The following is a 25083-nucleotide window of genomic DNA, read 5'->3' on the forward strand; positions in this document are numbered from 1 at the left end:
CTACCTCCGCAAGGGTCTCCCAAGAATCCAAACGAAGTGAAGGATGATTGGCTGAGACCTACTGCGTCGAGGTTCAGTGAACCTTTTCTAGTTGGAGATGAGAGCCGACGGGAGACGGCTTACCAATGGCTAAGGTTCAGTGGAGTGAAACAGTTCGGGGGAGTGAAACAGTCTTCAGTCAATCCAATCAATCCTATAATAAGTCAGGCAAGTCCTGGCTTTTTTTCATTTTGTTATCATTGCAAAAAAAATATTAGTATAATATACTATAGTAGTATAAATGGAAATGGATTGGAGGTCTGAACTTTGTTTTACTACCTTAGAAAATGCAAGTTGGCAATAGTTTCTTATATTGCTGTGTCGGTGGTCTATGCTCTGATTTTAGCGGCAACGGGTTTTATTTATGCGCGAGTTTCGGAAGCGGCCTTATCTGGTGACCAAAAGGCATTTATGACCAGTTCGGTGATTGCAGTGGTATTCTTTTTATGTGACGGCTATTTTGACTATCTGCCGCGCTATCTAAAATTTAAGTTGATCAATCAGATTATGGAAGAGACGCGCAATCAATTAGTGACTGTCTATGCGCGTGAGGACTTAGGAGAGGCAGCAAAAGACAGTCAGGCAGATAAGGTCCATGTCTTGGTTCATCATCTGAACATCTTAGAAACTACCTATCTAACGCCGCTTCTATCCATGGTGACAAGCATATTAGTCTTTAGTTTTTCCTTGATAGGGGCTCTCTACCTTCAAGGAACCATGGCTATGATCATGTTGGCGCTCTGCTTTATTCCATTTTTGGCTCCGGTGATTAATAAGGGGATTTTAGCTCGTGTGACAAAGGACAGTCAGGAGGAGAAGAATGCCTATCTCGCCTTGTTTAGTGAGTTTGTAGAAGCTCTCTCTTTTATCCGCATCAGCACCATCACGCCAGTTTTTCAAGAAAAGCTGGCGGTATCTAGTCAGGAATACACTAGGCGTGCTAACCGTTTTGCCCAAAAACAATCCCAGACCTATGCGGTTTCCTACAGTTTGAGCAGCGTAGTCTATTCAGGTTCCTGGATTATTGGAGGGATATTTGTCTTCCAAGGTCTGCTGAACATTTCGGATTTGATTGCTATGACAACCCTGATGGGAACTGTAGCAGGTCCTATCCAAACCATGTCAGGCTTGCTGACGGATTATCTTTCTAGTCGGACGGTTGTGGAGGAGTTGACAGGTCTCTTAAATAGGAAGGAAGAAGGTCAAGCTGCCAAGCCAGTTTTGAAGGAATCCATTACGAGCCTTGCTCTGGAAGGGATTGATTGTCGCTATCAAGACCATCTGATTGTGGAGAATTTTTCTTATCTTTTTCACGCCAATAAAAAATATGCTATCTTGGGCAAGAGCGGGAGTGGGAAGACGACCTTGCTCCGCCTCTTGCTGGGGATTCAGAAACCAGAGGCTGGAAGAGTCCTGGTCAACCAGAGGAATCTGGCAGAACTGGATCAGCTTGCCCTCTTTCGGAAAATTTACTACCTACCGCAGAAAACCAATCTATTTACAGCTAGCATCGGGGATAATTTGACCTTGTTTGCGCCCTTAGATGAGAATAAAGCAATGGGTTGCTTGCGGCAAGTTGGTTTAGAGGACTGGTTCTATCGGCAGGGAGATGGATTTGCTACTCTCTTGACCTCTTCTCAGCAATTATCAGGTGGGGAAGAGAGACGGTTTGATTTGGCGCGTGCCCTTTACCGTGATGCAGAAGTCTTTTTATTTGATGAACCTACAACAGGTTTAGATTCTCAAAGCGAACAATTGATTGCAGATAGTCTCGAGAAAATAAGGGACAAACTGGTGATTGTTGTGACACACTCCCAGGAGGAAAGTTTTTTAGCACTCTTTGATGAGCAGGTCCATCTATCAGTTTGACAGCAGCAAAAACTCTTCTGGGGTTTTTGCTTTTTTTATTCCAAATTTTTCGGTAAAATAAGGAAAAGTAAAAAAGGAGTAAACACATGGGTTTATTTTCAGGTTTGATGGGTAATGCCTCGCAGATGAATAATGACAAGGTAGAGCAAGAGTTGGCAGACATCCTTCTGGATGCGGAACAGGTAGAAATGGCCTTTAGTTTGGTCCGCGACCTAATTGTCTTTACCGAGTATCGCTTGATTCTGGTGGACAAACAAGGAATGTCAGGTAAGAAGGTTTCCTACAAGTCTATTCCCTATCGTTCGATTTCACGATTTACGGTTGAAACCTCCGGTCATTTTGATATGGATGCTGAATTGAAGATTTGGATTTCATCTGCTGCAGAACCAGCAGAAACCCTGCAATTCAAGAGTGACAAGAGTGTTATCGCCATTCAAAAAGCCCTTGCCGCTGCAGTTTTGGGCAAATAAGCAATAAAAAAATCGCTGATGCGGTTTTTTTATCTTTTCAAGACTAAATACTTGACAAAAACCTTGTTATACTACATATAACAAGGTTTGACTTTTCAGTCAAACCTCCCTAACGGCAAAAAAATTATTCTATCGCTATCAGGTGTTTGGATGGTGATCAACTCAATTTGTATATAAAAATATAGACAAATACTGGATGATAGCCAAGAATTTGTCCTTTTTCTTATGTAAATGTATATGAAAAACAATACTAAAGTAAACTGGTTTGTTGCATAAAATGAAACGCTTTCAAAATATATTGAAAAAGTATTGACAATGCAAGGTAACTAGCTTACAATAAAGTAGTAGGTTAACTGGTAAAACTGAAAAGGGGGGAACTATGAAAATTATTCTAGTCGCACATGGTCAGTTAGCCAGTGGATTTTTACAGGCCTTAGAGTTGATTACGGGAGACAGCACAGGAGTTCAAGCTATTGATTTCTGTGAAGGTACGACTGTGAAACAACTGGAAGAAGCCTTAGAACAAGCGGTTTTGGGACAAGAATCTGTCTTGTTTTTGAGTGACTTGATGGTGGGAATTCCCTTCAAGTCTGTTGGAGTAGTACAAGAGAAATTTCCAAATGTGTCATCACGTTTGGTGTCAGGTTTGAACTTGTCTATGTTGTTGGAAGCAAACTTTTTGAAACTAGATTCTGATCTAGACCAACTGGCGAGTAAACTGGTTAATAGCGGTAAAAATGCTATCCAAAGCTTGTAAGTGGGTAAAACGTTTTACCTTATAGGGAGAAATACAATGAGAGAAATATGGATTGACCCGATTTTTCGATCGGAAGAGTACAAGCAATACCCACTTTTGACTATGAGTGATTTAGAGGAAGCCTTGGCCCAGGCTGTGGATCAAGTGAGGTTGAATTGTGAGCGATTTGATGGTGTTTTTCCATCCTCCTATACCAATGACTATCTGTATAGTCCTCATCAAGAAATGAAATGGACAAATGGCTTTTGGCCGGGCTTGATTTGGTTGGCTTATGATCTGACCAAGGATGACTATTTTAAAGTCAAGGGGCAGGAGTATAGCAAGTTGATGCGAGAGTATTTGGCCCAGCCCTCACTAACTCTATCTCACCATATTGGTATGCTTTATCAGCTTTCTTGTGTGGCAGATTACCGTTCAACAGGAAGTCTTGAGGCTCGTGAAACTGCCTTGTTGGCGGCCCAAGCCTTAGCGGACCGCTACCAAGAAAAGGGGCAATTTATTCAAGCACTTGGTGCAGTGGGGGATGTCGCAGAGTTTCGTCTGATGATTGAAGGCTTGATGAACCTTCAACTCCTATTTTTTGCTTACAAAGAAACTGGTAATCAGTCTTATCTCGAAATAGCACGCCAGCATTTCCACACATCTGTGAAGACCGTGATTCGTAGTGATTCATCGACTTTCCGTTCCTTCTACTTTGACCCTGAAACAGGACGACCCTCACATGGTGTGACTAGAAGAGGATTCAGCGATGATACGTCTTGGGCACGAGGTCAGGCTTGGGCGATTTATGGAACCAGTTTGACTTATGCAGGCCTCAAGGATTCCTTGTGCATCGACCTCTTCAAAGGTGTGACCGACTATTTCTTAAATGAATTACCTGAAGACCATGTTTCTTATTGGGATCTCCTATTTGGAGATGGAGATGATCAGGCCAAGGATTCGTCAGCAACGGTAATCGCTATTTGTGGTATACATGAGATGTTGAAATACCTCCCTGAAATTGATGAAGATAAGGAAACCTATCGCTATGCCATGCACGATATGTTACGTTCCATCTTGACCAACTATCGTAACCACCAACAGGTGGCAGGTGAACCACTCTTGTTACAAGGAGTCTATTCTTGGCAAGAATCTAAAGGTGTGAATCAAGGAACTATTTTTGGAGATTATTTCTATCTGGAAGCCTTGGTTCGGTTTACAAAAGATTGGCAATCTTTCTGGAAATAAAATGAAGGACACGCTCTTTGGCGTGTTTTTGTCTTGTTAACAAGCAAGAAATCATCCATCAAAAACTTATGTCATTCCTTACATAAATAAGTAATTGTAGAGTCAAACGCCATCCTGTGATATAATATCCCTAATGAAGGAGGGGAAGAGCGGGTGACCAGGAAGTTAACCATCAAAGATATAGCACAACTAGCTCAAACATCAAAAACAACAGTTTCTTTCTATCTGAATGGAAAGTTTGAGAAAATGTCGTCTGAGACCAGAGAGCGGATTGAAGCCGTTATCAAGGAGACCAACTACCGACCGAGTGCCTTGGCGAGGAGCTTGAATTCGAAAAAAAACGGGCTTAATCGGTGTCTTAGTTGGGGAGATTGACCATCCCATTACCAGTCAAGTGATTGCAGGTATTGAACAAGAAGCACGAAAACAGGGCTACCAAGTCTTGCTAGGAAAAAGTAAGTTTCAAGTGGAAGTGGAAGAAAAAATCTTGGATTCTATGTTGTTACAAGGGGTAGAAGGTTTTATCATCCAGCCTAGTGCAACGATTCGAAAATACAGTAATCTTTTGCAACAAACTGGCGGTTTAGTCTTTTTTGACAGTCAAATCTTTGAACATCGTTCGAGTTGGGTTAAGTCCGATCTTTATCATGCCGTTTATGAAGCCGTTAGTCAAATGATTGACAAGGGCTACAAAGAATTTATCTTGATTTCTGCAGAAACTAGTCGACATTCGACTAGACTGGAAAAAGTTGCTGGTTTTATCGATGCTGTGACAGATAATAATAAAACATTTTCAGAGTACATCCTTTCAGATCAGGTCTTTTCAAATGAGGAAGTGGAAGCCTTCTTGCAAGAGCATTTGAACCAGGACAAGGAAACCCTGATTGTTGTTGTTAATATTTGGGCGTTGCCACATGTCTATCACTTGATGAAGAAGATGGAAATTGCTTTTCCAAAGACTGGATTGATTGGGTTTGAAAATAGTGAGTGGACGGATTTTTCTACACCAGCCATTTCGACAATTGTTCATGATGGGATAAAATTGGGGGAAAGTGCAGCAGAGACTCTTATCAGTCAATTGAGAGATCAAAATCAAGAACCGATTCATCGTGTCATTGAATGCATAACTCAATGGAAAGAATCGACCAAATAGCTTCGAAGTTTTTCCACCGTTCTCTTTAAGGTCTTGTTAATCTTGTTTTTGTGGAATACTATCACTTTGTAGTTATTGAGAAAAAAGAATTGAAGTAAAATCAAGCAATCTCGCAAGGGATTGCTTTTTATGAAAACGTATTATTTTGATTTTCAAGGCAAAAGCCAACCTTTACGTTTAGAATGTGTTATACTAGGTAAGTTGCAAGTCTGATACTGGTTAGTTCGCTGCCAGTGGAAATAATTGTTACAAAAAAGTGAGATAAGGTAGCTTCGCACTGCCTTTTAGAAAAGAGAATACATTGAAATTTACTGAATTAAATCTATCAGAAGACATTTTGCTTGCCGTTGAGAAGGCTGGTTTTGAAACGCCGTCACCAATTCAGGAGCAGACTATTCCGCTTGCTTTGGAAGGCAAGGATGTGATTGGTCAGGCCCAGACGGGGACAGGGAAAACCGCAGCTTTTGGTCTGCCAACCCTCAACAAGATTGACATTGACAATCAAGCTATTCAAGCCTTAATTATTGCCCCAACACGTGAGTTGGCGGTGCAAAGCCAGGAAGAACTCTTCAAATTTGGTCGTGAGAAGGGTGTAAAAGTTCGCTCTGTTTACGGCGGTTCTAGCATTGAAAAACAAATCAAGGCCCTTCGTTCAGGTGCCCATATCGTAGTTGGTACACCTGGTCGTCTCTTGGACTTGATTAAGAGAAAGGCTCTCAAGCTTGACGGAGTTGAAACCCTCATTCTTGACGAAGCGGATGAAATGCTTAACATGGGCTTCTTGGATGATATTGAAGCCATCATCGAACGTGTGCCAGCGAGTCGCCAGACCCTTCTATTTTCTGCGACCATGCCTGAGCCAATCAAGCGTATCGGTGTCAAGTTCATGAAAGAGCCCGAGCACGTTAAGATTGCAGCCAAGGAATTGACCAACGTCAACGTGGATCAATACTATATCCGTGTCAAAGAGAATGAAAAATTCGACACCATGACTCGCCTCATGGATGTTGACCAGCCAGAATTGTCTATCGTCTTCGGTCGTACCAAACGCCGTGTTGACGAATTGACGCGTGGACTCAAACTGCGTGGTTTCCGTGCAGAAGGTATCCACGGAGATTTGGACCAAAATAAACGCCTGCGTGTTATCCGCGATTTCAAGGGAGATCAAATTGATGTCCTCGTTGCGACGGACGTAGCAGCACGTGGTTTGGATATCTCAGGTGTAACGCATGTCTATAACTACGATATTCCACAAGACCCTGAAAGTTACGTGCACCGTATCGGACGTACAGGTCGTGCTGGCCAGTCTGGTCAATCGATCACCTTTGTTTCGCCAAATGAAATGGGTTACTTGGCTATCATCGAAGAGTTGACCAAGAAACGTATGAAGGGGCTCAAGCCTGCGACAGCTGAAGAGGCTTTTGAAGCGAAGAAAAAAGTTGCTCTGAAAAAGATTGAGCGTGACTTCGCAGACGAGACCATTCGTGGAAACTTTGATAAGTTTAAGAAAGACGCAGTTAAGTTGGCGGCCGAATTTACCCCTGAAGAGCTTGCACTCTACGTACTCAGCCTGACCGTACAAGATCCAGATAGCTTGCCAGAAGTGGAAATCGCGCGTGAAAAACCACTGCCATTCAAGTTTGCTCCTGGTCAAGCCAAGGGCAAAGGTGGACGTGGAGGTCGCGACCGTGATCGTGGTGGCCGTCGTGACGGTGACCGAAATCGTGATCGCGGAGGACGCCGTGGAGACCGCAACCGTCGCGATGACAAGTTCAAACGTGACAACCGCCGTCAAGACAACAAAAAACCACACCAACGCACCTCAAGTGAAAAGCAAACAGGCTTTGTAATTCGCAATAAGGGTGAGAGATAAAAAGTATATTTTTACAAGGAGTATTTTCTAAGAGAAGGTACTCTTTTTTGTTGTTCATAAATGCATATTCTAAAACATGAAGAATTCGCGATAAAGAACATGCTCAAAATTTTTAGCAGTTGGATAAAATATCTATTAATTTAGACGGTTAAATTCCTTAATAAACCACACACACACATATATATATATATATATATATGTGTGTGTGTGTGTGTGTGTGTATACATATACGCTACAAACCCACGTAAAGTCTATTATATTTACTTAAAATTGCACATAATTCCTTGAAAAAACCTTCACAAAATGTTAATATATATGTTTTTCAAAAAACAATATCAATATAATGAAAAGAGGTCCATTTATGAAAAAAGGAAAGAAAGGTTTCGATTGGTATGCTGCAAGACAGCGGTTTTCAATCAGAAAATTTCATTTTGGCGCTGCCAGCATACTTTTAGGTGTATCGCTGGTTCTTGGTACAGGGACTAAGGTAAGTGCTAGCGAGGAAATACCTGTTTCTCCTCTTGGGCAGGAAGTCGTTGTGAGTGAAGAAAGATCAGATGGCTTGCCACTTTCAGAAGAAGTTTCGCCTGAAACATCGACACTTTTGCCTGTTAGTGAAGCTGTAAAGGAAGAAGTGGTCACAGAACCAGTTCAACCAGCTGACGTTTTGCAAAGTGAAGAAGTCCAGTCAGACCCAAATCACCCTGTGGAAGAAGAGGCTTTGTCTAGACAAGCTGTAATTTCCTATACTGTCCGCTATATTGACCCTATGAATGAGGTAATTTCATCAGAAACCTTATCCATGGAGGTGACAACTGTTGATCAGCAAGCTAGCTACAGTCTGGTACAAGGTTCTACATTACCAGAGGGTTATCGTTTGGTAGTAGACCAGGCTGCTCAGCAGACAGTAGATATCCTTGAAGGTGTGGATAATCTTATAACCTTCCGCATTGAGAAAATTGATAGTAGCAGTACGGAACTTACTGAAGATACAGTTTCCCCTCAAGTAGAGAATGTTAGTCAGCCTAGTTCAGCAGGTGTAGAAGGTAGGGCTGAGGAAAGGGTAGTCGTTGAAGAAGTGGTCAAGACAGAAGTGTCAGTCCCTATTTCACCGTCCCTGACAGAGTTATCGAAAGAATTTGTAGAACCAGTAAGCGAACGGACAGTACATATTCCATATAAGGTTGTTCAAACCGATGTGGAAACTGGTGAAGAGAAGAAGCTTGGTCAAGTAGGCTATGTTTCTGTTACGACTACTGATGAAGTAGCAAAGACGGAAGTAACTGTCACTGCAGACAAGCTAGATTCAGGCTATAGTCTTGCAGATGATCAGCCAAATGTCATAACTAAAGTTGTAGCAGAAAATGAAACCAATATTCTTTCTTTTGCTGTGACGCGTAAAAAAGATGAGAAGGATAATCCGCTGACAGAAACGACCGTTACAGCTAGTGGCGATGCGGAAGGGACAAGTGGTTTTAGGACTATCGAAAATGCACCAAGAAGTACAAATACAGTTTCTTATGTAACTACTGAATGGGTTATTCCGGACGAAGTTAAGGCTGCTAATACAGGTTTGGATGTAGCAGCTGGTGATGCAAGTGTAGCAGAAGCAACAACAGCAGTACCTACAGCGTATAAAACAACGCTACCTGATGGACGAGAAGTCTTTATGGTATTAAGTTTGAATTCTCAGATAGAACCAAACAAGACAACGACATTTAATAACAAATATAATAAAGATTACTTCTTCCAATTTTCTATCTCTAAAGAAGGAGAAATCAACAAGGTATATGCAGATTTAGTTGATAAGCGTCAGAATAATAAAATTTTAGAATCGATAGAGATTGCCCAAGGTTCTACAGCTAAGTTTAATACCTTATCTCAATATGAGAACGCTGGTTATACATATCGTTTTCAATTCACCCCAGATCCGAGTAATTCTACAAGCAAAAACTTAAAAATCAACAACCCTAATGGTGGCAATGTCAATACAGTCATTTATGATAAGGTTAGTCCAAATTCTGTTGGGACAGAACTGAATATTTTTAATGTTTTAGTTCCGGTTCGTACGACACAAGAAACGAAATATGTCGTAAAAGCTACAGAAAAGAGAGCAGAAGAAACGCTAGCTACCTATATCCAAAAAGGAGCATTAACTGGAGATAGTTATACTATTGCAGGTGCGTTAGATTTTGATAAATATGAGCTAATTGCCGAAGATGTGCCGACTGTTCTACAGGGAGATTTGGCAGCAGATTACAAGGTCGGAGCAAAAACGATTCAAAGTATCATGACGCACAATTTGGTGCGTGTCTTGGAAGTTACCCAAAAAGACGGTACCCACAAAGCACATATTTACCTACTGAATCCAGATGGACCAAATAGATTAGCGCTTGATAGAAAAACAAATATTACGGAAGCAGACCTTACATCAGAAAACTTTATCAAATTCTTTACATCTGAGGAAATTGTTCCAGGTGCAGTGAATACATTGGAAGGTAGGTATAGCTATACTTCCAAACATCAGTTTGAAAGTTTCAAAACAGATCCTCATACGTTTACCAATGTTATTACTGGTGAAACAATGCTCCTTAGTAAGAATGGAGAATCTTTCCCAGAAGGTAATTTCTTTATTCCAGAACACAAAGCTGTCAGCTTAAAAGGTAAAGATGGAAAGGCATTCGGCTTTGGTGGTGCTACACTTCGTATGGTTAATGACAATGTTTCTAATGAACAGCATGTGACCTATTACTATGCCGAAAAAGGTGGGGTTGTCGTCCATTATGTCGATGAGACAGGTCAACCTATATTGCAAAGTGTAACCTTAGTTGACCACGGTACAACGGGTACCCAATATAATACAGCATCACTCCGTGATACTGAGAAGACAATAAATGGTACCCGCTATTTGTTTAAACAAGTAGATTCAACAACATCTGCCCTAAAACCAGTTACTGAAAATACAGCCGAATTGCGTCACATTGTTAAAGTGTCTGAAGAGACAGGTAATATTGAACGTGATACGTTGAAGGAACTGACCTATGTTTATGAAAAGGCAGCTAAGGCTAAGATAGAAATTTATACAAAAACAGTTAATGTTGAGAATAATCAAGAAGGACCAGAAGTCCTTGATACGAGTTTTATTGAGCAAGATAGAAAAGGTTCTGCTATTTCAACGACAGCAACTAACGACTACCTCCGTGACAAATTAAATGATGGCTATGAGATAGTCAGTGATAATTTCATGAATGCTGCAGCGACATTTGATAGTGTTAATGACATTGATGGACAAGATCCAAGCCAGGTATTTAAAATTGTCCTACGTGAAAGAATTAAGACGGTAACTCCCGATGCTCCAAAAGAACCGAATACTCCTTTAGATCCAACTAATCCAACAGGACCGAAATATCCAGAAGGAGTACGTGCTACTGATTTGAACGAGAGCGTTAAGCGTACTATCAAGTATCAGTATGAGGGTGGAGCAGAGGCTAGACCAACAGTTGAAGAAACACTAACATTCACTCGTACTGCTAAGGTAAATGTCGTTACTGGAGCTCTTGCCTATACTCCGTGGTTCTCAACTGATGACGACTTCAACCAGGTAGATACAGAAGCAATCGCAGGTTACACACCAGACAAGGCAAGTGTGGCAGCTGAAGCAGATGTGCCAGCAGAAGCACCAGACAAGGAAGTTATCGTGACTTATGTCAAGGATGCACAAAAAGCCACCATCACATACCAAGATGAAGGTGGTAATCAACTGGGTACTGTCGATGAAGTCACAGGTAAGTCAGGCGAGCCAATCAACTACACCACGACAGCCCGTATCACAGAGCTCATCAACCAAGGTTATGAAGTTGTGACAGATGGCTTTACTAGAGAAGGTGGACAAGTCTTCGATACGGATAAGACCACTGACCAGACCTTCACCGTTGTTGTGAGAGCTAAAGTGGTGACAGTTACACCAGAAGATCCGAAGAATCCAGGTACTGAGGTTGACCCAGGTAATCCAGACGGACCAGAATGGCCAGATGGAGTCAAAGCTACAGACTTAAATGAGACTGTAACACGTACTATCAAGTACCAATACGAAGATGGAAGCCAGGCTAAGGATGATGTCGTAGAAACCTTGACTTACAAACGTACTGCGACCGTCAACCTAGTGACTAAAGAAGTGACCTATGGTGAGTGGACTTCTACAGATAATGCATTTGACAAAGTAGATACAGAAGCAATCGCAGGTTACACACCAGACAAGGCAAGTGTGGCAGCTGAAGCAGATGTGCCAGCAGAAGCACCAGACAAGGAAGTTATCGTGACTTATGTCAAGGATGCACAAAAAGCCACCATCACATACCAAGATGAAGGTGGTAATCAACTGGGTACTGTCGATGAAGTCACAGGTAAGTCAGGCGAGCCAATCAACTACACCACGACAGCCCGTATCACAGAGCTCATCAACCAAGGTTATGAAGTTGTGACAGATGGCTTTACTAGAGAAGGTGGACAAGTCTTCGATACGGATAAGACCACTGACCAGACCTTCACCGTTGTTGTGAGAGCTAAAGTGGTGACAGTTACACCAGAAGATCCGAAGAATCCAGGTACTGAGGTTGACCCAGGTAATCCAGACGGACCAGAATGGCCAGATGGAGTCAAAGCTACAGACTTAAATGAGACTGTAACACGTACTATCAAGTACCAATACGAAGATGGAAGCCAGGCTAAGGATGATGTCGTAGAAACCTTGACTTACAAACGTACTGCGACCGTCAACCTAGTGACTAAAGAAGTGACCTATGGTGAATGGACCTCAGCTGATGATGACTTCGACAAAGTAGACACACCAGCTATTGCAGGTTACACTCCAGACAAGGCAAGTGTCGAAGCAGAACTAGACGTGCCAGCTACTGCAGCAGACAAAGAAGTCATCGTGACTTATGTCAAAGACGCCCAAAAAGCGACCATCACATACAAAGATGAAGGTGATCAACAGCTAGGAGCTATTGATGAGGTAACAGGTAAGTCAGGCGAGCCAATCAACTACACCACAACAGCTCGTATCACTGAACTCACTAACCAAGGATACGAAGTAGTAAGTGACGGCTTCACTAAAGATGGTGGACAAGTATACGACACAGACAAAGCTACAGACCAAACATTCGAAGTAGTAGTCAGAGCAAAAGTAGTAACAGTCACACCAGAAGATCCGAAAGATCCAGGCACTGAGGTAGATCCAGGCAACCCAGACGGACCAGAGTGGCCAGACGGAGTGAAAGCAACAGATCTGAACGAAACAGTAAAACGTACCATCAAGTACCAATACGAAGACGGATCAGAAGCTCAGCCAGATGTCGTAGAAACCTTGACCTACAAACGTACTGCGACCGTTAACCTGGTAACTAAAGAAGTGACTTATGGCGACTGGACATCAACAGATGACGACTTCGATAAGGTAGATACTCCAGCTATTGCAGGCTACACAGCAGACAAAGCAAGTGTAGAAGCAGAACTAGACGTGCCAGCTACTGCAGCAGATAAAGAAGTCATCGTAAGATATGTCAAAGACGCTCAAAAAGCGACCATCACCTATCAAGATGAGAATGGTCAGCAGTTGGGTGGCATTGATGAAGTGATCGGTAAGTCAGGTGAGCCAATTAATTACACCACCACAGCACGTATTACCGAATTGACTAACCAAGGTTATGAGGTCGTGACAGATGGCTTCACCAAGGAAGGTGGACAAGTATTTGATACAGATAAGGATACCCCTCAGACTTTCACTGTCATTGTGAAAGCTAAGGTTGTCTCTATCACCCCAGATACTCCACAGACCCCAGTTACGCCAGTGGATCCGAATAATCCAGACGGACCGAAATGGCCAGATGGCTTGAAGGAAAGTGACCTCAATCAAACAGTGACACGGACCATCAAGTATGTGTATGAGGATGGAAGTCCAGTCTTGAATTCAGATGGTAGTCCGCTAATCGTTACGCAGACAGCAAGCTTTAAACGAAGTGCTACTGTTAATCTTGTAACTGGCCAAGTAACTTATGGTGCTTGGTCTGAGGATCAGACTGTGCCAGCTGTTCCATCTCCAATCATCTTGGGATACTATACGGAAACAGCAAGTGTAGCAGCTCATACCTTTACTGTGACAGATATAGATCAGTCTATTACTGTAGTTTATAAGAAACTAGGTGCTTGGGTACCAAACATCCCAGGTCAGCCTGTGACCCCTATTCCGTATCCAAACCATCCAACGGATCCAGGTAAACCAGGTACCGACCTACCAGTTCTGCCTCATATTCCAGGCTATGTTCCAGTTGGACCAGACGGTGTCACACCATTGACCCCAGTCGATCCAAATGATCCAAGTAAGGGTTACAATTTGCCACCGGTTCCATCAGATCCATCAGATGATGTACCGATTACTTATGTACCATTTGAACCAGTTCTACCTACACATCCAACCTCACCGAGTCAGTCTAATACTTCGAAAGTAGAAAAAACAAGTCCAAGCACTTTGCCAAATACAGGTGATAGTAGTGCAGATATTATCTGGATGACAGGGCTTAGCTTGTTATTAGCTACAATCGGTATGGTTGTGAAAGTTCATAGAGAAGAGTAGTTCTCAGTGTACATGAACAAGAGAGGATTTTCCTCTCTTGTTTTTTTTTCACCGGAACCCCACTTAGAAGACCATCAAATGTCCCTGATTTCCTATAATTCCTTTAATAATTGATGTTTTTTTGCTATACTAAATACAGTGAAATTAGGAGGGTTGATCATGGGCGTTTTGACAATGGATAAAGACTTTGTATTCTAAAAACATTACAAAGGAGAAAGACATGATTACTTACAAACAAAATCCTCAACTTGATTTTCAAGCTGTCCTAGACCTCTATGCCTCTGTGGGTTGGACAAACTACACTGCTTGTCCAGAACGGTTGCAAAAAGCTTTAGAAAATACTCTATTGGTTTTGGCTGCCTTTGATGGAGAGCAACTTGTAGGTTTGTTACGAGCAGTAGGTGATGGCTATTCCATTGTTTTCATTCAGGATATTTTAGTCCTGCCCGCTTATCAGCGACAAGGGATTGGACGCCAACTCCTGGAACAAGCCATTACACACTTTTCAGAGATCTATCAGCTCCATCTCTTGACGGACAATACTAAGAAAACACGATCTTTCTATGAAGCACTCGGTTTCACGGATGTGGACAGTCTAGGCTGTGTTGCTTTTACTTATTTAAAATAGGGAATGATTTAGAAATGGAGAGGATGGTTGACCAGCTTCTTGCTTTGAGCAGATGATTTGAATAATAAATCAAAAAGAGTAGAATATAATTATCAATAATTAGTAACAAGGAGAAAAACAATGGCAAGTCTATTAATCGTAAAAGCCCACCCACTTAATGCACAAAAGTCTTACGCCTTGCGGGCCTTGGAAGAGTTTCAAACTCGTTACGCCAGTTTGCACCCAGAAGATCAGATAGAAGTTGTGGATGTCTTTGAAGACCAGATTCCTGCCTTGGATAAATCCTTGTTAGAGGCCATGGGAGCTGCGAAAAAAGGCGAGAGTATCAGTCTTGAGCAAGCAGAGCTATTGGGCCGTTACAACGCTTTGACCCAGCAATTTCTTGCAGCTGATAAGATTGTCGTCGTCAATCCCCTTTGGAACCTCAATGTGCCCAGTCAGTTGGTATCTTGGGTCAATACCATCAATGTAGCAGGTCTGACTTTTAAGTATGGCCCAGAAGGCTCTATCGGACTGGTCAAAGATAAGAAGCTCCTGCACATCCAGTCCAATGGTGGTGTTTATGCAGGTCAGGATCCAGCTGCCCAGTACATCAAGTCTATCTTTGAATTTTTAGGCTTTGAAGACATTCATCAGGTCTTTATCGAAGGGCAATCTGCCGATCCGAGCCAGGCTCAGGCTATTTTTGAAGAGGCAATGGCTAAAATTGATCGGATTTTAGAAAGATTTTAAGTAAATCGGATTTGGCTCAGCCAACTCCTTTTTTTGTTGAAAGATATTTACTGTTGACATTATAGACCAAGTGGTCTATAATAATAAATCGGAGGGAAGATCATGAGAAAAGAAGAAAAAACGAGACTTCGCAGAGAAATGATCATTGCCGCAGGATTGAGGGAATTTGCTGCCAAGGGTTACAAGGGATTTATCATCAATGAACTTTGTAAGGTAGATGGGATTTCAAAAGGTGTCTTGTACCACAATTTCTCAGGGAAAGCTGACCTCTACCTGACTTGTGTTCAGGAGAGTTTTGAAAAAGCCTTGACCATCTTTTTGGGGGAAGATGGTCAAGTGCCAACTCTGGCTGCTTATATGGAAAGACGACACCAATTTTATCGGGACTTTCCAGAGCATAGTCATATTTTCTTTGAAGCTATGATTGCAACACCAAAAGAGTTGGAGGTGGAAATAGCACCTCAGAAGGCTGTATTTTTAGACTTGAATGAACAGGTTTGTCAAAAATTACTATTAGAATCCAAACTGAAAGACCATATTGATGAAAAGAAGGCCATGGCCTATCTACGCTTGATTCAGGACATGTTTCGTTCTTACTATCTAACCGTTTCGTCAGACAGCAGTTTGACAGATTTGGTATCGGGCTACGAAAATCAATTATCACAGGTTTTGGATATGATGGTGTATGGAATCATTAAGGACTAGTTCCTTAAAAAAAGGGGTAGACAGAAATGTCAAAAAATTGGAAATGGTTATTATTGCTTGCGGGTATCTTTTCTGTATTTGCTGGTTTTCAAATGTTGGTGAATCCGGCTATTAGTCTTGCTTCAATGACTTTCTTGTTTGCACTTGTATTTGCAGTTCAGGGGATTTCTGAGATTGTGAATTATTTTAAAGCAGAAGAAAATCATGGTTGGAACTTGTTTGGCGGGATTGTAACGCTTATCTTGGCCCTTGCCTTGTTCTCAGGTAGTTTTATCGAACTGGTAACCTTTGTGCCATTCATCATTTCATTCTGGGCTTTGAGCAACGGAATTACCAAAACAATTGTTGGTTTCAAGGTTCGTAAGACAGATAAGTCAGTCGGCACACCACTTGTATGGATGGGAATTTTGGGAATCATTGCAGGTTTAATCATGATGGGCCACCCATTGATGACAGGATTCTTGATCAGCTACACCATTGCCTTTGTCTTTATTTATCAAGGGATTGTAGCGGTTGTTCAATTTTTCAAAATAAAATAATGAAAAGAGGCGATACTGCCTCTTTCTTGTAGGTAGAGTATGTTCGAAAAAAAAAGAAATTCACCTGACCGCCATTGGTTTGGTTTACAGTAGTGTCATTGCCTTGGTTTCGTATGGGTTTATCATGGCTGAAAAGGTTATTAGTCACTTTTTATGGGAAAGTCTGCCTCATCAGTTTCATTTTGAAACGGTCTATTCGATTCTGATCTTGGTTATTTTAACTTGTTTGGTCATTCTTCTAAAAACTAAGTGGGGGAATTTGCCTAAGACCAGTCATGATTTGCTTCATGAATTGGGACATGAAGGAACGGTGGCTTATCAGAATACCTGGCGTAATTTAGTTTTGGCACTGGTCATTTTGGTTTCGGGTGCTGGTGTTGGTCCGGAAGCACCTCTTCTTGGAGCAGTGATTGCCTATTCCATCTGGCAGGCGGATAAGTTACGTTATCTGGAAGCCAACTGGGAGAAGTTGAGAGGACAGGGGATAGGAAAGTGGATAAATTATCTATTTCATCCTAGCGCTTATCTTTTGCCTTATCCCAGCAGTCAAAAGCAGACAGGGAAACGATTACGCAATTTGTTGATTGCCAATGGTTTGTTTGTCTTTTGGCTCATGATGCGATTGACAGACCAGCCGTATTTTGTCACTAAGTTAGGTGAAACAAGTTGGACTTTGACAGATATTCTTATCTTCTTGCCACTTTGTTTCTATGGATTTTTAGTAGGAAAAGGTTATTCTTGGTTGAAACCTTTTATTCGTGCACGTTTAGACAGGTTAAATCTTTCCTTATCTATCAAGATTAGCCTTGGAGCCTTAAGCATTTTCCTAGTGACCATGCTGGCTCCGACCCTGCTTTTCTCTGGGCAACACAGCCTGCATTCCATTGTGGAAGTGGGAATGGAGACTCCTATTCTTACTCTCATCCTTCTATCTTTTGCCAAATTGCTTTTCTTAGACTTTTGTCTATGGACAGGTTGGACTGGTGGAGATATTTTTCCGGTAACCTTTGCTGCTTTTTTGCATGGATTTGCGGTGGCACAGCTTTTTCCACAAGCAGACAGTCTGTTTGTCGTTTTGGTCGTGAGCTTGTCTATGGCCATTGCTCTGCTTGAAAAGGAATGGCTGGCAGGTATATTTATCAGTCTCTTCTTCCCACTTCAGCTCCTACCAGTTTCCTTGCTAGTAATTGGTTTGACAATTGCAGGCAGAAAATACTGGCTAGGCCATCAAAAACAAGAAAAAACTGGTTCTTAAGAGCCAGTTTTTTGCTTGTCCTGTTCGATTGCTAAAGAATAATGCTTGCTGACCTCAGTATAGTAGCTGACGACCAATCCAGACAGGCTCCCCAAAAAGAGAATGCCGTAAATAGCTAAGATAATGCTGATAATCCGTCCAAAAGCAGTGGTGACTAGCAAATCTCCATAGCCAACAGTCGTCGCTGTGACAAAGCTGTACCAGAGACTGTCCCCATAGCTAGTAAAATCTGGCTCCAACCAGAGCAGTAATCCAGCTGCAAGAAAGATAAAACTGAAAAAGGAAGTGAGAAAAGTGGCGAAGCCAGTCACTCTCAAGATATGCCAAATGATGCGAAGGCGGTGGCTTTGTTTCTTATTTTGTATCATTTTTTCTGCTTTCTGCAATATAATCTAATTTACTCTGCCGACTGCGTTTCTTAAACAAAGCTTCGGCAGACATGGCTTCCTGCTTACTAGCAAAGGTTTCTTGATAGACCAGGCTGACAGGTAGGCGTCCGCGGGTGTACTTGGCCCCTTTCCCACGATTATGGGTAGCAAGCCGCTTCTCCACATCAGTCGTATAACCAGTATAAAGACTCCCGTCGGCACATTCTAAGACATAAAAGTAGGCCTTATTTTCCATAATAAATCTCATGAATAGCAGGAGTATAGTCGCCGTTTTCCTCATGGACAACCAGAGGTGGCAGGATGTGCAGACCGTCCACCGAGCCGTCCTTGATAGCCTCAATCAGCAACATATTGGCCTCCTTGCTGGCCTTGGGATAGACAAACTGGATACGTTTGGGAGCCAGCTTGTAGGTTCTTAGTGTGTCCAAAATATCTAAAAATCGGTCGGGCCTGTGGACCATGGCCAAGCGACCATTGGATTTGAGTACCTGTTGGGCCACCTGGCAGATACTGTCTAGGTTGGTCGCGATTTCGTGTCTGGCCAGAAGATAATGCTCGCTTTCATTGAGGTTTGACTGTTTATCCACCTTGAAGTAGGGAGGATTGCAGAGCATCAAATCCACCTTGGACCGCAAATCATACTGGGGCAGGTTTGCCAAGTCATCATTGATAACCGAAACCCGTTCCTCCAGACCATTGAGGGTGATGGAACGTCGGTTCATGTCAGCAAGCCGTTCCTGCAACTCGACCTGAATAATCTGAGCCTTGGTGCGTGTGGAGGCAAAGAGGCCCACCGCCCCATTTCCACTACAAAGATCAACAATCAGCCCCTTCTGAGCAGGCATTTTTGGAAAACGTGAGAGGAGGACACTGTCGATCGAGTAGCTAAACACCTCCCGATTTTGAATAATCTGAACATCTGTCGAGAAGAGCTGGTCAATCCGCTCTCCGTCTAATAAAACTGGATTGTGCATGAGATTATTATAGCATAACCTGGAGATGTAGTTGTATATTTTTCTCTCGGTAAAAGTGTGGTATAATAGAAGAACTGAAAAGGAGAAGATGATGTTTTATTCCTATCTACGAACTCTACTGACATTTTTACTTTGGGCAATTAATGGCAATATTCACTACCATGATAGGGATAATATCTTGCCACAGGAGGAAAATTATATCCTCATCGCCCCGCACAAAACCTTCTGGGACCCAGTTTTTCTAGGCTATGCGGCTGCTCCTAAGCAGTTCATCTTTATGGCTAAAAAAGAACTCTTCAAGGACCGTGGGTTTGGCTGGTGGATTTCAAAATGTGGCGCCTTTCCCATTGACCGTGAAAATCCTGGTATGGCAGCCATCAAGTATCCAGTTAACATGTTGAAAAAAAGTGACCGTTCGCTGGTCATGTTTCCTTCTGGAAGTCGTCATTCATCTGAGCTAAAAGGTGGTGTGGCGGTCATTGCCAAGTCAGCCAAGGTCAAGCTCATGCCAGCAACCTATGTGGGTCCCATGACTATCAAAGGACTCTTAGCTGGTGAGCGAATCGATGTGGCTTTTGGAAATCCTATCTATGTTTCAGACATCAAGCGAATGGACGATGCAGGTACAGCAGAAGTAACTAGCCGTATCGAGGCTGAGTTCAAACGCTTGGACGATTACGCAGCCTCTTTCCAGACCAAGAAAAAGCCAAATTTCTTGACCTATATCTATCGTATCCCAGTTCTTTTACTGGTTGCTCTTATCTTGGGTCTGACCTATATCTTTAGCTACCTTGCTAGCTTCTTCTGGCAACCAAGCACTCAACTCGATAAGTAAATTTTTTAAACTCGCAACTTGCGGGTTTTTTTGTATGTTTTTCGAATAAAACAAGTGGAGGTAGAATATGGAGAAATACAAAGAATTACTTAAAGAATACAAATGGCAGTTTGCGATTCCATTAGTAGCTGTTGTGCTTGTAGGAACATTTTTATTCTTCAATCAGCCGGCTAAGTCTGACCAGACAGGTCTAACTGATTTTCCCCAGACCGAGCAAACGTCGAGCAGTCAGGAGCAGGCTGAGGAGTCTAGCTCGGAAACCAGTGAAGAGCCCAGCCAGCTGGTCGTTGATGTCAAGGGAGCGGTGGAAAAACCAGGACTCTACACTTTAGAAGCTGGTGCGCGTGTCAATGATGCTGTTGAGGCGGCTGGCGGCTTGACCAGTCAGGCAGATCCTAAGTCGGTCAATCTGGCTCAGAAGCTCAGCGACGAAGCGGTGGTCTATGTGGCCAGCAAGGAAGAAAATATCTCGGTGGTGGCTAGCACGACTGCCAGCTCGGCTATTTCTCAAAAAGGAAATGAAAGCAAGGTCAATCTCAACACGGCGACCGAGGCAGACCTGCAGACCATTTCGGGCATAGGTGCCAAGCGGGCGGCGGACATTATCGCCTATCGTGAGGCCAACGGCGGCTTCCAGTCGGTAGACGACCTCAACAATGTATCGGGTATCGGCGACAAGACAATGGAAAGTATCCGACCTTATGTCACGGTTGAGTAAGCTCCCCTGTCAGCCCATTCACCTGGCTCTTTTGGTGGTGGCGGCCTACTTTGCAGTCCACTCTTTCTCCTTGTTGACAATGGGCCTGTTGAGTTTGGCAGCAGTTGTTTTTTGGATTCGGCAAGGCGAGACAGTTTTTCTCAAGACGCTACCGCTTTTAGCCCTATGTGGTCTGTTTTTCTGCTACCAAAAGGTCCAATGGGAGCGGACAGACCAGTCAGCCCCAGAGCAAGTCACAACTGTGCAGGTCATTCCAGATACCATAGACATCAATGGCGACAACTTGTCTTTTCGTGGTCGGGCTGACGGAGAAACCTATCAGGTGTTTTACAAATTAGCCAGTCAGGAGGAGCAAGCTTATTTTCAAACGCTGACAGATCTGGTCCAGCTAGAAGTGGAAGCAGAGGTCAGTCTGCCAGCTGGTCAGCGGAATTTCAAGGGCTTTGACTATCAGGCCTATCTGAAAACACAGGGCATCTATCGGACAGTTAAGATTTCTGCGATAAAGAAGATTGTCCCAGTCCAGTCATGGAATGTCTTTGACTGGCTGTCAAGCTGGCGGAGGCAGGCCTTGGTCTATATCAAAACCAATTTTCCAGCTCCTATGAGTCACTACATGACAGGGCTTTTATTTGGTGAGCTGGATAGTAATTTCGACCAGATGAGCGACCTCTATTCCAGTCTAGGAATCATTCATCTCTTTGCCCTGTCTGGTATGCAGGTTGGATTTTTCATCGACAAGTTTCGTTGGATGTTACTGCGTTTGGGCTTGACCAAGGAAACGGTGAATAAGTTGCAGATTCCCTTTTCCCTTGTCTATGCGGGCTTAACTGGCTTTTCTGTGTCGGTAGTGCGGTCCTTGGTCCAAAAAATTCTGGGTAATCTGGGCTTGCGGAAGTTGGACAACTTTGCGGCGACGGTCTTTGTCTGTCTCCTGATTCTGCCCCGATTTCTGTTGACAGCTGGCGGTGTCTTGACCTTTACCTATGCTTTTTTGCTGACGGTTTTTGATTTTGAAGACTTGGGGCAGGTCAAAAAGACCGCGGTGGAGAGCCTCAGTATTTCGCTAGGAATTTTGCCGGTGCTCATGACCTATTTCTATGCCTTTCAGCCCCTGTCTATTCTCTTGACTTTTTTATTTTCCTTTGTCTTTGATGTTCTGCTCTTGCCAGGCTTGTCGGTCATTTTTCTCCTGTCGCCAGTTGTCAAGATGACTTGGGTCAACGGATTTTTTGTCTTTATGGAAAAAATCATTGTCTGGGTGGCGGATTTGGGCTTGCGACCTTGGATACTGGGCAAGCCGTCTGAGCTGGTCCTCTTGCTTTTGCTGGTCTGTCTTTTCTTACTCTATGATTTCCACAGGAGGAAGAAATGGCTCCTAGGACTAAGCCTGGTCCTCGCTCTGCTATTTTTCATCACCAAACACCCGCTGGAAAACGAGGTGACGGTGGTGGACATCGGGCAGGGGGACAGCATCTTTTTGCGGGATATGCGGGGGCGGACGGTCCTGATTGATGTGGGCGGTCGAGTCGATTTCGCGGCCAAGGAAGCGTGGCAGGAGCGATCTCGGCAGGCAAATGCAGAGCGGACTTTGATTCCCTATCTGCATAGTCGGGGCGTGGACAGGATTGATAGTCTAGTGCTGACTCACACCGATACTGACCATGTGGGCGATGTGCTGGAAGTGGCTAAGCAGGTGCAAATTGGTCGGATTGTCGTGTCGCCGGGAAGTCTGACGGTGCCTGACTTTGTAGCAACTCTGAAAAAAATCAATGTGCCTGTCCATGTGGTGAAAGTGGGCGACCGCTTGCCGATTTTTGACTCCTATCTGGAAGTCCTCTATCCAGATGAGACAGGAGACGGTGGCAATAATGACTCTATTGTTCTTTACGGTCGCTTGTTGGAAACTAACTTTCTCTTTACAGGAGATCTGGAGCAAGGGGAGTTGGACTTGATAGCAACCTATCCTAATCTGCCTGTCGATGTCCTCAAAGCCGGTCACCATGGTTCAAAAGGCTCTTCCTATCCAGAATTTTTAGACCATATCGGTGCCAAGATTGCCCTGATATCAGCTGGAGAAAACAATCGCTACAAACACCCCCACCAAGAAACCTTGGAACGATTTGATAGTCGCAATATTCAAGTCTATCGCACAGACCAGCAAGGAGCTATTCGCTTTAGAGGCTGGAAGGAGTGGACGATTGAGACGGTGAAGGAGTGATGGTTTTAGAAAAAGCTTGATATACTATGCATATCAAGTATTGACTTACCAGTCAATACTTCCTAATAGTACTGTTGGAGGGAAAAAGTATGTGTCCAAAATGTGGAAGTCATAGTGTTGTTAAAATTGGAGATAATCACTCGGGATTACTATTTTCAAGTGGAGAGAAACCAGAGACATACTATCAATGTCAAAATTGTTCTAATAAGTGGATTGAAAATAGGTAACACTAAGGAGTGATGGTATATGAGTGATTTGATTTGGACAGAATTAGGGTCTTATACTCCTGAGGACTATGCAAAGATAAGAAAGTGGATGGAGGAAACGAGTTTTCAAAAACAAAGAGTTTTAGAAGAGCAAGTTGACTATAGTGTACCCCCTCGATTTAGGAACGATTGGGATGAATTAACTACGTCATATGAAGAATATTTGCAGGGTAAGATTCATTTTTCTTCAAGAGATTTGGAGATTCTTGAAACCTATAATCGATCTAGTGCCATGTTCGGTGATGGTTTATTTCAAAAACCTTTAGTAAGTGAAGTTTGTTCCTCTGAAAATTGGTTTGCAACTTTTTACCAAACTTTGAGGAAGTCTCATAGTGAGACTGATGTTATGCAGCAGTTTATTATTGATGCAACGATTCTCATCAGTAGGTATGAGTCGGTAGCACTATGGTTGCAAAAAATAAGAGAAACCGGAGAGTGGAATAGGAAAAAAGGGAGATGGGTTTTACCGATTATTGCCCTTTCAATCTTAGTGATGTTTAAAATTATTCCTGAAATTTCTTATTATAGTATTTTTGATTATGTCAAAGTACTCATAATACCAGCTGTACCAATTGGAGCTTGGATCTATTTGCAAAAAAATAAACTTTCCAATCAGAAAGTAGTTCATCAACAACTACAGCTAGCTCAAGAAGCAGCTGAATTTACCTTACGAAAGGCGAAAGAGCATCCGCTAATTCAGCAACAAGGTAGTGAAAGTAGTACATTATTCTTTGGAACACTGTATCAATATTACCGTCAAGGAAGAGTAAATAGTCTTCAAGAGGCTATCAACTTATTTTACCAAGAACGTCAATATATGCAAGTAAACCAGCACCAAGAAATGCTTCAACAAGAGATAAAGTTTGCGAAAAACCTAGCAATCGCTAATACAATGTACTCTATTCTGAAAAAATAATGGTCGCATTTTTTGATGTGACCTTTTAAATTTTTTCTTGCTAATCATTTGTTTAGTATTGCATCGACCAGCAAGGAGCCATTCGCTTTAGAGGCTGGAAGGAGTGGAAGATTGAAACGGTGAAGGAGTGATAGTCACTACTTGGAAATTCTGTTATAATGGAAAACAACAGATAAGGAGTAGCTATGAAGTATATTGTTGATTATGAGAAAGATGGAACAAAGCCTCTGATTGAGAAAGTTGTCCTCTTGAGCACCTCGCCCCGTCGTAAGCAATTATTGGAATTTTTGAAGCCTGAGATTGCTGCGGTTGAGGTAGATGAGCGAGGAATCGAGGAATTGTTTATGGAACGCTTTGCCGCAGATGATTTTCTGACGCGGGCTGCCAAGACCTGTTGTGAGATTTCCAAGGCCAAGTCAGATTGCGACTTGGAAGAGGGAGTGCTCTATATTTCTGCGGATACCATTGTCGTTTTTGAAGATCAGGTTTATAACAAGCCTGGCGATGAGACGGAAGCACGTGCCATGCTCCTGTCCTACTTCGGTAAGAAGCATGAAGTGGTGACTTCTGTCTGCTTGCGGGCAAAGAATTATCTGGAAGTTTTCTATACTGTTGCGGAGATTGAGTTTGTGGACTGGTATCCCGACTTGCAGGAAGCGGTTGACAGCTATCTGGCTTCTGGATCGCCCATGGATAAGGCTGGTGCTTATGGTTTTCAGGAACTGGATCCCCGTTTTATTAGCCATGTGGCAGGCGATATTCACACCATTATTGGCCTGCCAGTTGCGGAGACTGCTCGAAGAATAGCGGAGCGACAGTAAGTTATTAGATTGTAGTGATACATAATGTTCGGCCCTGCCTTCTAGCATTTAGAAGGCAGGGCTTA

At 42.9% G+C, this 25083-nt stretch carries 19 protein-coding genes and 1 pseudogene; 17 read left to right on the forward strand and 3 right to left on the reverse strand.

Annotated features, from left to right (window positions below):
- Positions 1-306 precede the first annotated feature (306 nt).
- The 12 genes and pseudogenes from J5566_RS04355 to J5566_RS04410 all read left to right on the forward strand — a co-directional run bounded on the left by J5566_RS04355 (position 307) and on the right by J5566_RS04410 (position 17878).
- Positions 307-1908, forward strand: coding sequence for an ATP-binding cassette domain-containing protein (locus J5566_RS04355; protein WP_208562247.1), 1602 nt, complete (start codon positions 307-309; stop codon positions 1906-1908).
- Between the two features lie 86 nt (positions 1909-1994).
- Positions 1995-2378 (forward strand): PH domain-containing protein, encoded by a 384-nt coding sequence (locus tag J5566_RS04360; RefSeq protein ID WP_172044294.1) that lies wholly within the window; start codon positions 1995-1997, stop codon positions 2376-2378.
- Positions 2379-2757: 379 nt separating this feature from the next.
- Entirely contained in the window at positions 2758-3135 is a 378-nt protein-coding gene (locus tag J5566_RS04365) for a PTS sugar transporter subunit IIA (RefSeq protein WP_208562248.1), read from the forward strand.
- Positions 3136-3171: 36 nt separating this feature from the next.
- On the forward strand, positions 3172-4362 hold the full coding sequence (locus J5566_RS04370) for a glycoside hydrolase family 88 protein (protein ID WP_208562249.1): 1191 nt from the start codon (positions 3172-3174) through the stop codon (positions 4360-4362).
- 153 nt (positions 4363-4515) lie between these two features.
- Positions 4516-5515, forward strand: a pseudogene (locus J5566_RS04375) (LacI family DNA-binding transcriptional regulator).
- Positions 5516-5816: 301 nt separating this feature from the next.
- On the forward strand, positions 5817-7388 hold the full coding sequence (locus tag J5566_RS04380) for a DEAD/DEAH box helicase (RefSeq protein ID WP_208562250.1): 1572 nt from the start codon (positions 5817-5819) through the stop codon (positions 7386-7388).
- A 361-nt stretch (positions 7389-7749) separates the two neighbouring features.
- The gene (locus J5566_RS04385) at positions 7750-14019 is read left to right on the forward strand and encodes a mucin-binding protein (protein WP_208562251.1); all 6270 of its coding nucleotides are present in this window, start codon (positions 7750-7752) and stop codon (positions 14017-14019) included.
- 220 nt (positions 14020-14239) lie between these two features.
- Positions 14240-14647, forward strand: coding sequence for a GNAT family N-acetyltransferase (locus tag J5566_RS04390; RefSeq protein ID WP_208562252.1), 408 nt, complete (start codon positions 14240-14242; stop codon positions 14645-14647).
- Positions 14648-14767: 120 nt separating this feature from the next.
- Positions 14768-15379: an FMN-dependent NADH-azoreductase gene (locus J5566_RS04395; RefSeq protein WP_208562253.1), complete on the forward strand. Its 612-nt coding sequence runs from the start codon at positions 14768-14770 to the stop codon at positions 15377-15379.
- A gap of 102 nt (positions 15380-15481) precedes the next feature.
- Positions 15482-16084: a TetR/AcrR family transcriptional regulator gene (locus J5566_RS04400; protein ID WP_208562254.1), complete on the forward strand. Its 603-nt coding sequence runs from the start codon at positions 15482-15484 to the stop codon at positions 16082-16084.
- 26 nt (positions 16085-16110) lie between these two features.
- Positions 16111-16623: an HdeD family acid-resistance protein gene (locus J5566_RS04405; protein WP_208562255.1), complete on the forward strand. Its 513-nt coding sequence runs from the start codon at positions 16111-16113 to the stop codon at positions 16621-16623.
- A 124-nt stretch (positions 16624-16747) separates the two neighbouring features.
- Positions 16748-17878: a chloride channel protein gene (locus tag J5566_RS04410; protein WP_208562256.1), complete on the forward strand. Its 1131-nt coding sequence runs from the start codon at positions 16748-16750 to the stop codon at positions 17876-17878.
- On the opposite strand, the gene J5566_RS04415 is transcribed toward J5566_RS04410, so the two are convergent.
- Genes J5566_RS04415 through J5566_RS04425 form a run of 3 tightly spaced genes read right to left on the reverse strand, consistent with a single transcriptional unit; the run spans position 17875 to position 19241 of the window.
- Positions 17875-18243, reverse strand: a complete 369-nt coding sequence (locus J5566_RS04415) for a potassium channel family protein (RefSeq protein ID WP_208562416.1) — start codon at positions 18241-18243, stop codon at positions 17875-17877. The genes J5566_RS04410 and J5566_RS04415 overlap by 4 nt on opposite strands.
- Positions 18233-18502 (reverse strand): GIY-YIG nuclease family protein, encoded by a 270-nt coding sequence (locus J5566_RS04420; protein ID WP_208562257.1) that lies wholly within the window; start codon positions 18500-18502, stop codon positions 18233-18235. Before J5566_RS04420 ends, J5566_RS04415 begins: the two co-directional genes overlap by 11 nt.
- Positions 18492-19241, reverse strand: a complete 750-nt coding sequence (locus J5566_RS04425) for a tRNA1(Val) (adenine(37)-N6)-methyltransferase (protein ID WP_208562258.1) — start codon at positions 19239-19241, stop codon at positions 18492-18494. Before J5566_RS04425 ends, J5566_RS04420 begins: the two co-directional genes overlap by 11 nt.
- A 91-nt stretch (positions 19242-19332) precedes the next feature.
- Between J5566_RS04425 and J5566_RS04430 the strand changes: the two genes are divergently transcribed.
- The 5 genes from J5566_RS04430 (at position 19333) to J5566_RS04450 (ending at position 25018) form a co-directional block, all read left to right on the forward strand.
- Positions 19333-20076, forward strand: coding sequence for a lysophospholipid acyltransferase family protein (locus J5566_RS04430; RefSeq protein WP_208562259.1), 744 nt, complete (start codon positions 19333-19335; stop codon positions 20074-20076).
- A gap of 67 nt (positions 20077-20143) precedes the next feature.
- A complete protein-coding gene (locus J5566_RS04435; protein WP_208562260.1) occupies positions 20144-20794 on the forward strand; it encodes a helix-hairpin-helix domain-containing protein in 651 nt (216 codons plus the stop codon).
- Complete coding sequence (locus tag J5566_RS04440; protein ID WP_208562261.1) at positions 20778-23015, forward strand: DNA internalization-related competence protein ComEC/Rec2; 2238 nt, start codon at positions 20778-20780, stop codon at positions 23013-23015. The genes J5566_RS04435 and J5566_RS04440 overlap by 17 nt, the downstream gene beginning before the upstream one ends.
- A gap of 246 nt (positions 23016-23261) precedes the next feature.
- Positions 23262-24197, forward strand: coding sequence for a hypothetical protein (locus J5566_RS04445; RefSeq protein WP_208562262.1), 936 nt, complete (start codon positions 23262-23264; stop codon positions 24195-24197).
- Between the two features lie 185 nt (positions 24198-24382).
- Positions 24383-25018: a Maf family protein gene (locus tag J5566_RS04450; RefSeq protein ID WP_208562263.1), complete on the forward strand. Its 636-nt coding sequence runs from the start codon at positions 24383-24385 to the stop codon at positions 25016-25018.
- Positions 25019-25083: the final 65 nt, after the last annotated feature.

Origin of the sequence: Streptococcus suis, from assembly GCF_017601095.1 — a bacterium.
Lineage (GTDB): Bacteria > Bacillota > Bacilli > Lactobacillales > Streptococcaceae > Streptococcus > Streptococcus suis_Z.

Bases quoted from the DNA above. Each gene is read 5' to 3' on its own strand.
- J5566_RS04360 (WP_172044294.1), top strand. From the start codon at position 1,995: ATGGGTTTATTTTCAGGTTTGATGGGTAATGCCTCGCAGATGAATAAT.
- J5566_RS04365 (WP_208562248.1), top strand. From the start codon at position 2,758: ATGAAAATTATTCTAGTCGCACATGGTCAGTTAGCCAGTGGATTTTTA.
- J5566_RS04370 (WP_208562249.1), top strand. From the start codon at position 3,172: ATGAGAGAAATATGGATTGACCCGATTTTTCGATCGGAAGAGTACAAG.
- J5566_RS04385 (WP_208562251.1), top strand. From the start codon at position 7,750: ATGAAAAAAGGAAAGAAAGGTTTCGATTGGTATGCTGCAAGACAGCGG.
- J5566_RS04390 (WP_208562252.1), top strand. From the start codon at position 14,240: ATGATTACTTACAAACAAAATCCTCAACTTGATTTTCAAGCTGTCCTA.
- J5566_RS04395 (WP_208562253.1), top strand. From the start codon at position 14,768: ATGGCAAGTCTATTAATCGTAAAAGCCCACCCACTTAATGCACAAAAG.
- J5566_RS04400 (WP_208562254.1), top strand. From the start codon at position 15,482: ATGAGAAAAGAAGAAAAAACGAGACTTCGCAGAGAAATGATCATTGCC.
- J5566_RS04405 (WP_208562255.1), top strand. From the start codon at position 16,111: ATGTCAAAAAATTGGAAATGGTTATTATTGCTTGCGGGTATCTTTTCT.
- J5566_RS04410 (WP_208562256.1), top strand. From the start codon at position 16,748: ATGGCTGAAAAGGTTATTAGTCACTTTTTATGGGAAAGTCTGCCTCAT.
- J5566_RS04420 (WP_208562257.1), bottom strand. From the start codon at position 18,502: ATGGAAAATAAGGCCTACTTTTATGTCTTAGAATGTGCCGACGGGAGT.
- J5566_RS04425 (WP_208562258.1), bottom strand. From the start codon at position 19,241: ATGCACAATCCAGTTTTATTAGACGGAGAGCGGATTGACCAGCTCTTC.
- J5566_RS04430 (WP_208562259.1), top strand. From the start codon at position 19,333: ATGTTTTATTCCTATCTACGAACTCTACTGACATTTTTACTTTGGGCA.
- J5566_RS04435 (WP_208562260.1), top strand. From the start codon at position 20,144: ATGGAGAAATACAAAGAATTACTTAAAGAATACAAATGGCAGTTTGCG.
- J5566_RS04440 (WP_208562261.1), top strand. From the start codon at position 20,778: ATGTCACGGTTGAGTAAGCTCCCCTGTCAGCCCATTCACCTGGCTCTT.
- J5566_RS04445 (WP_208562262.1), top strand. From the start codon at position 23,262: ATGAGTGATTTGATTTGGACAGAATTAGGGTCTTATACTCCTGAGGAC.
- J5566_RS04450 (WP_208562263.1), top strand. From the start codon at position 24,383: ATGAAGTATATTGTTGATTATGAGAAAGATGGAACAAAGCCTCTGATT.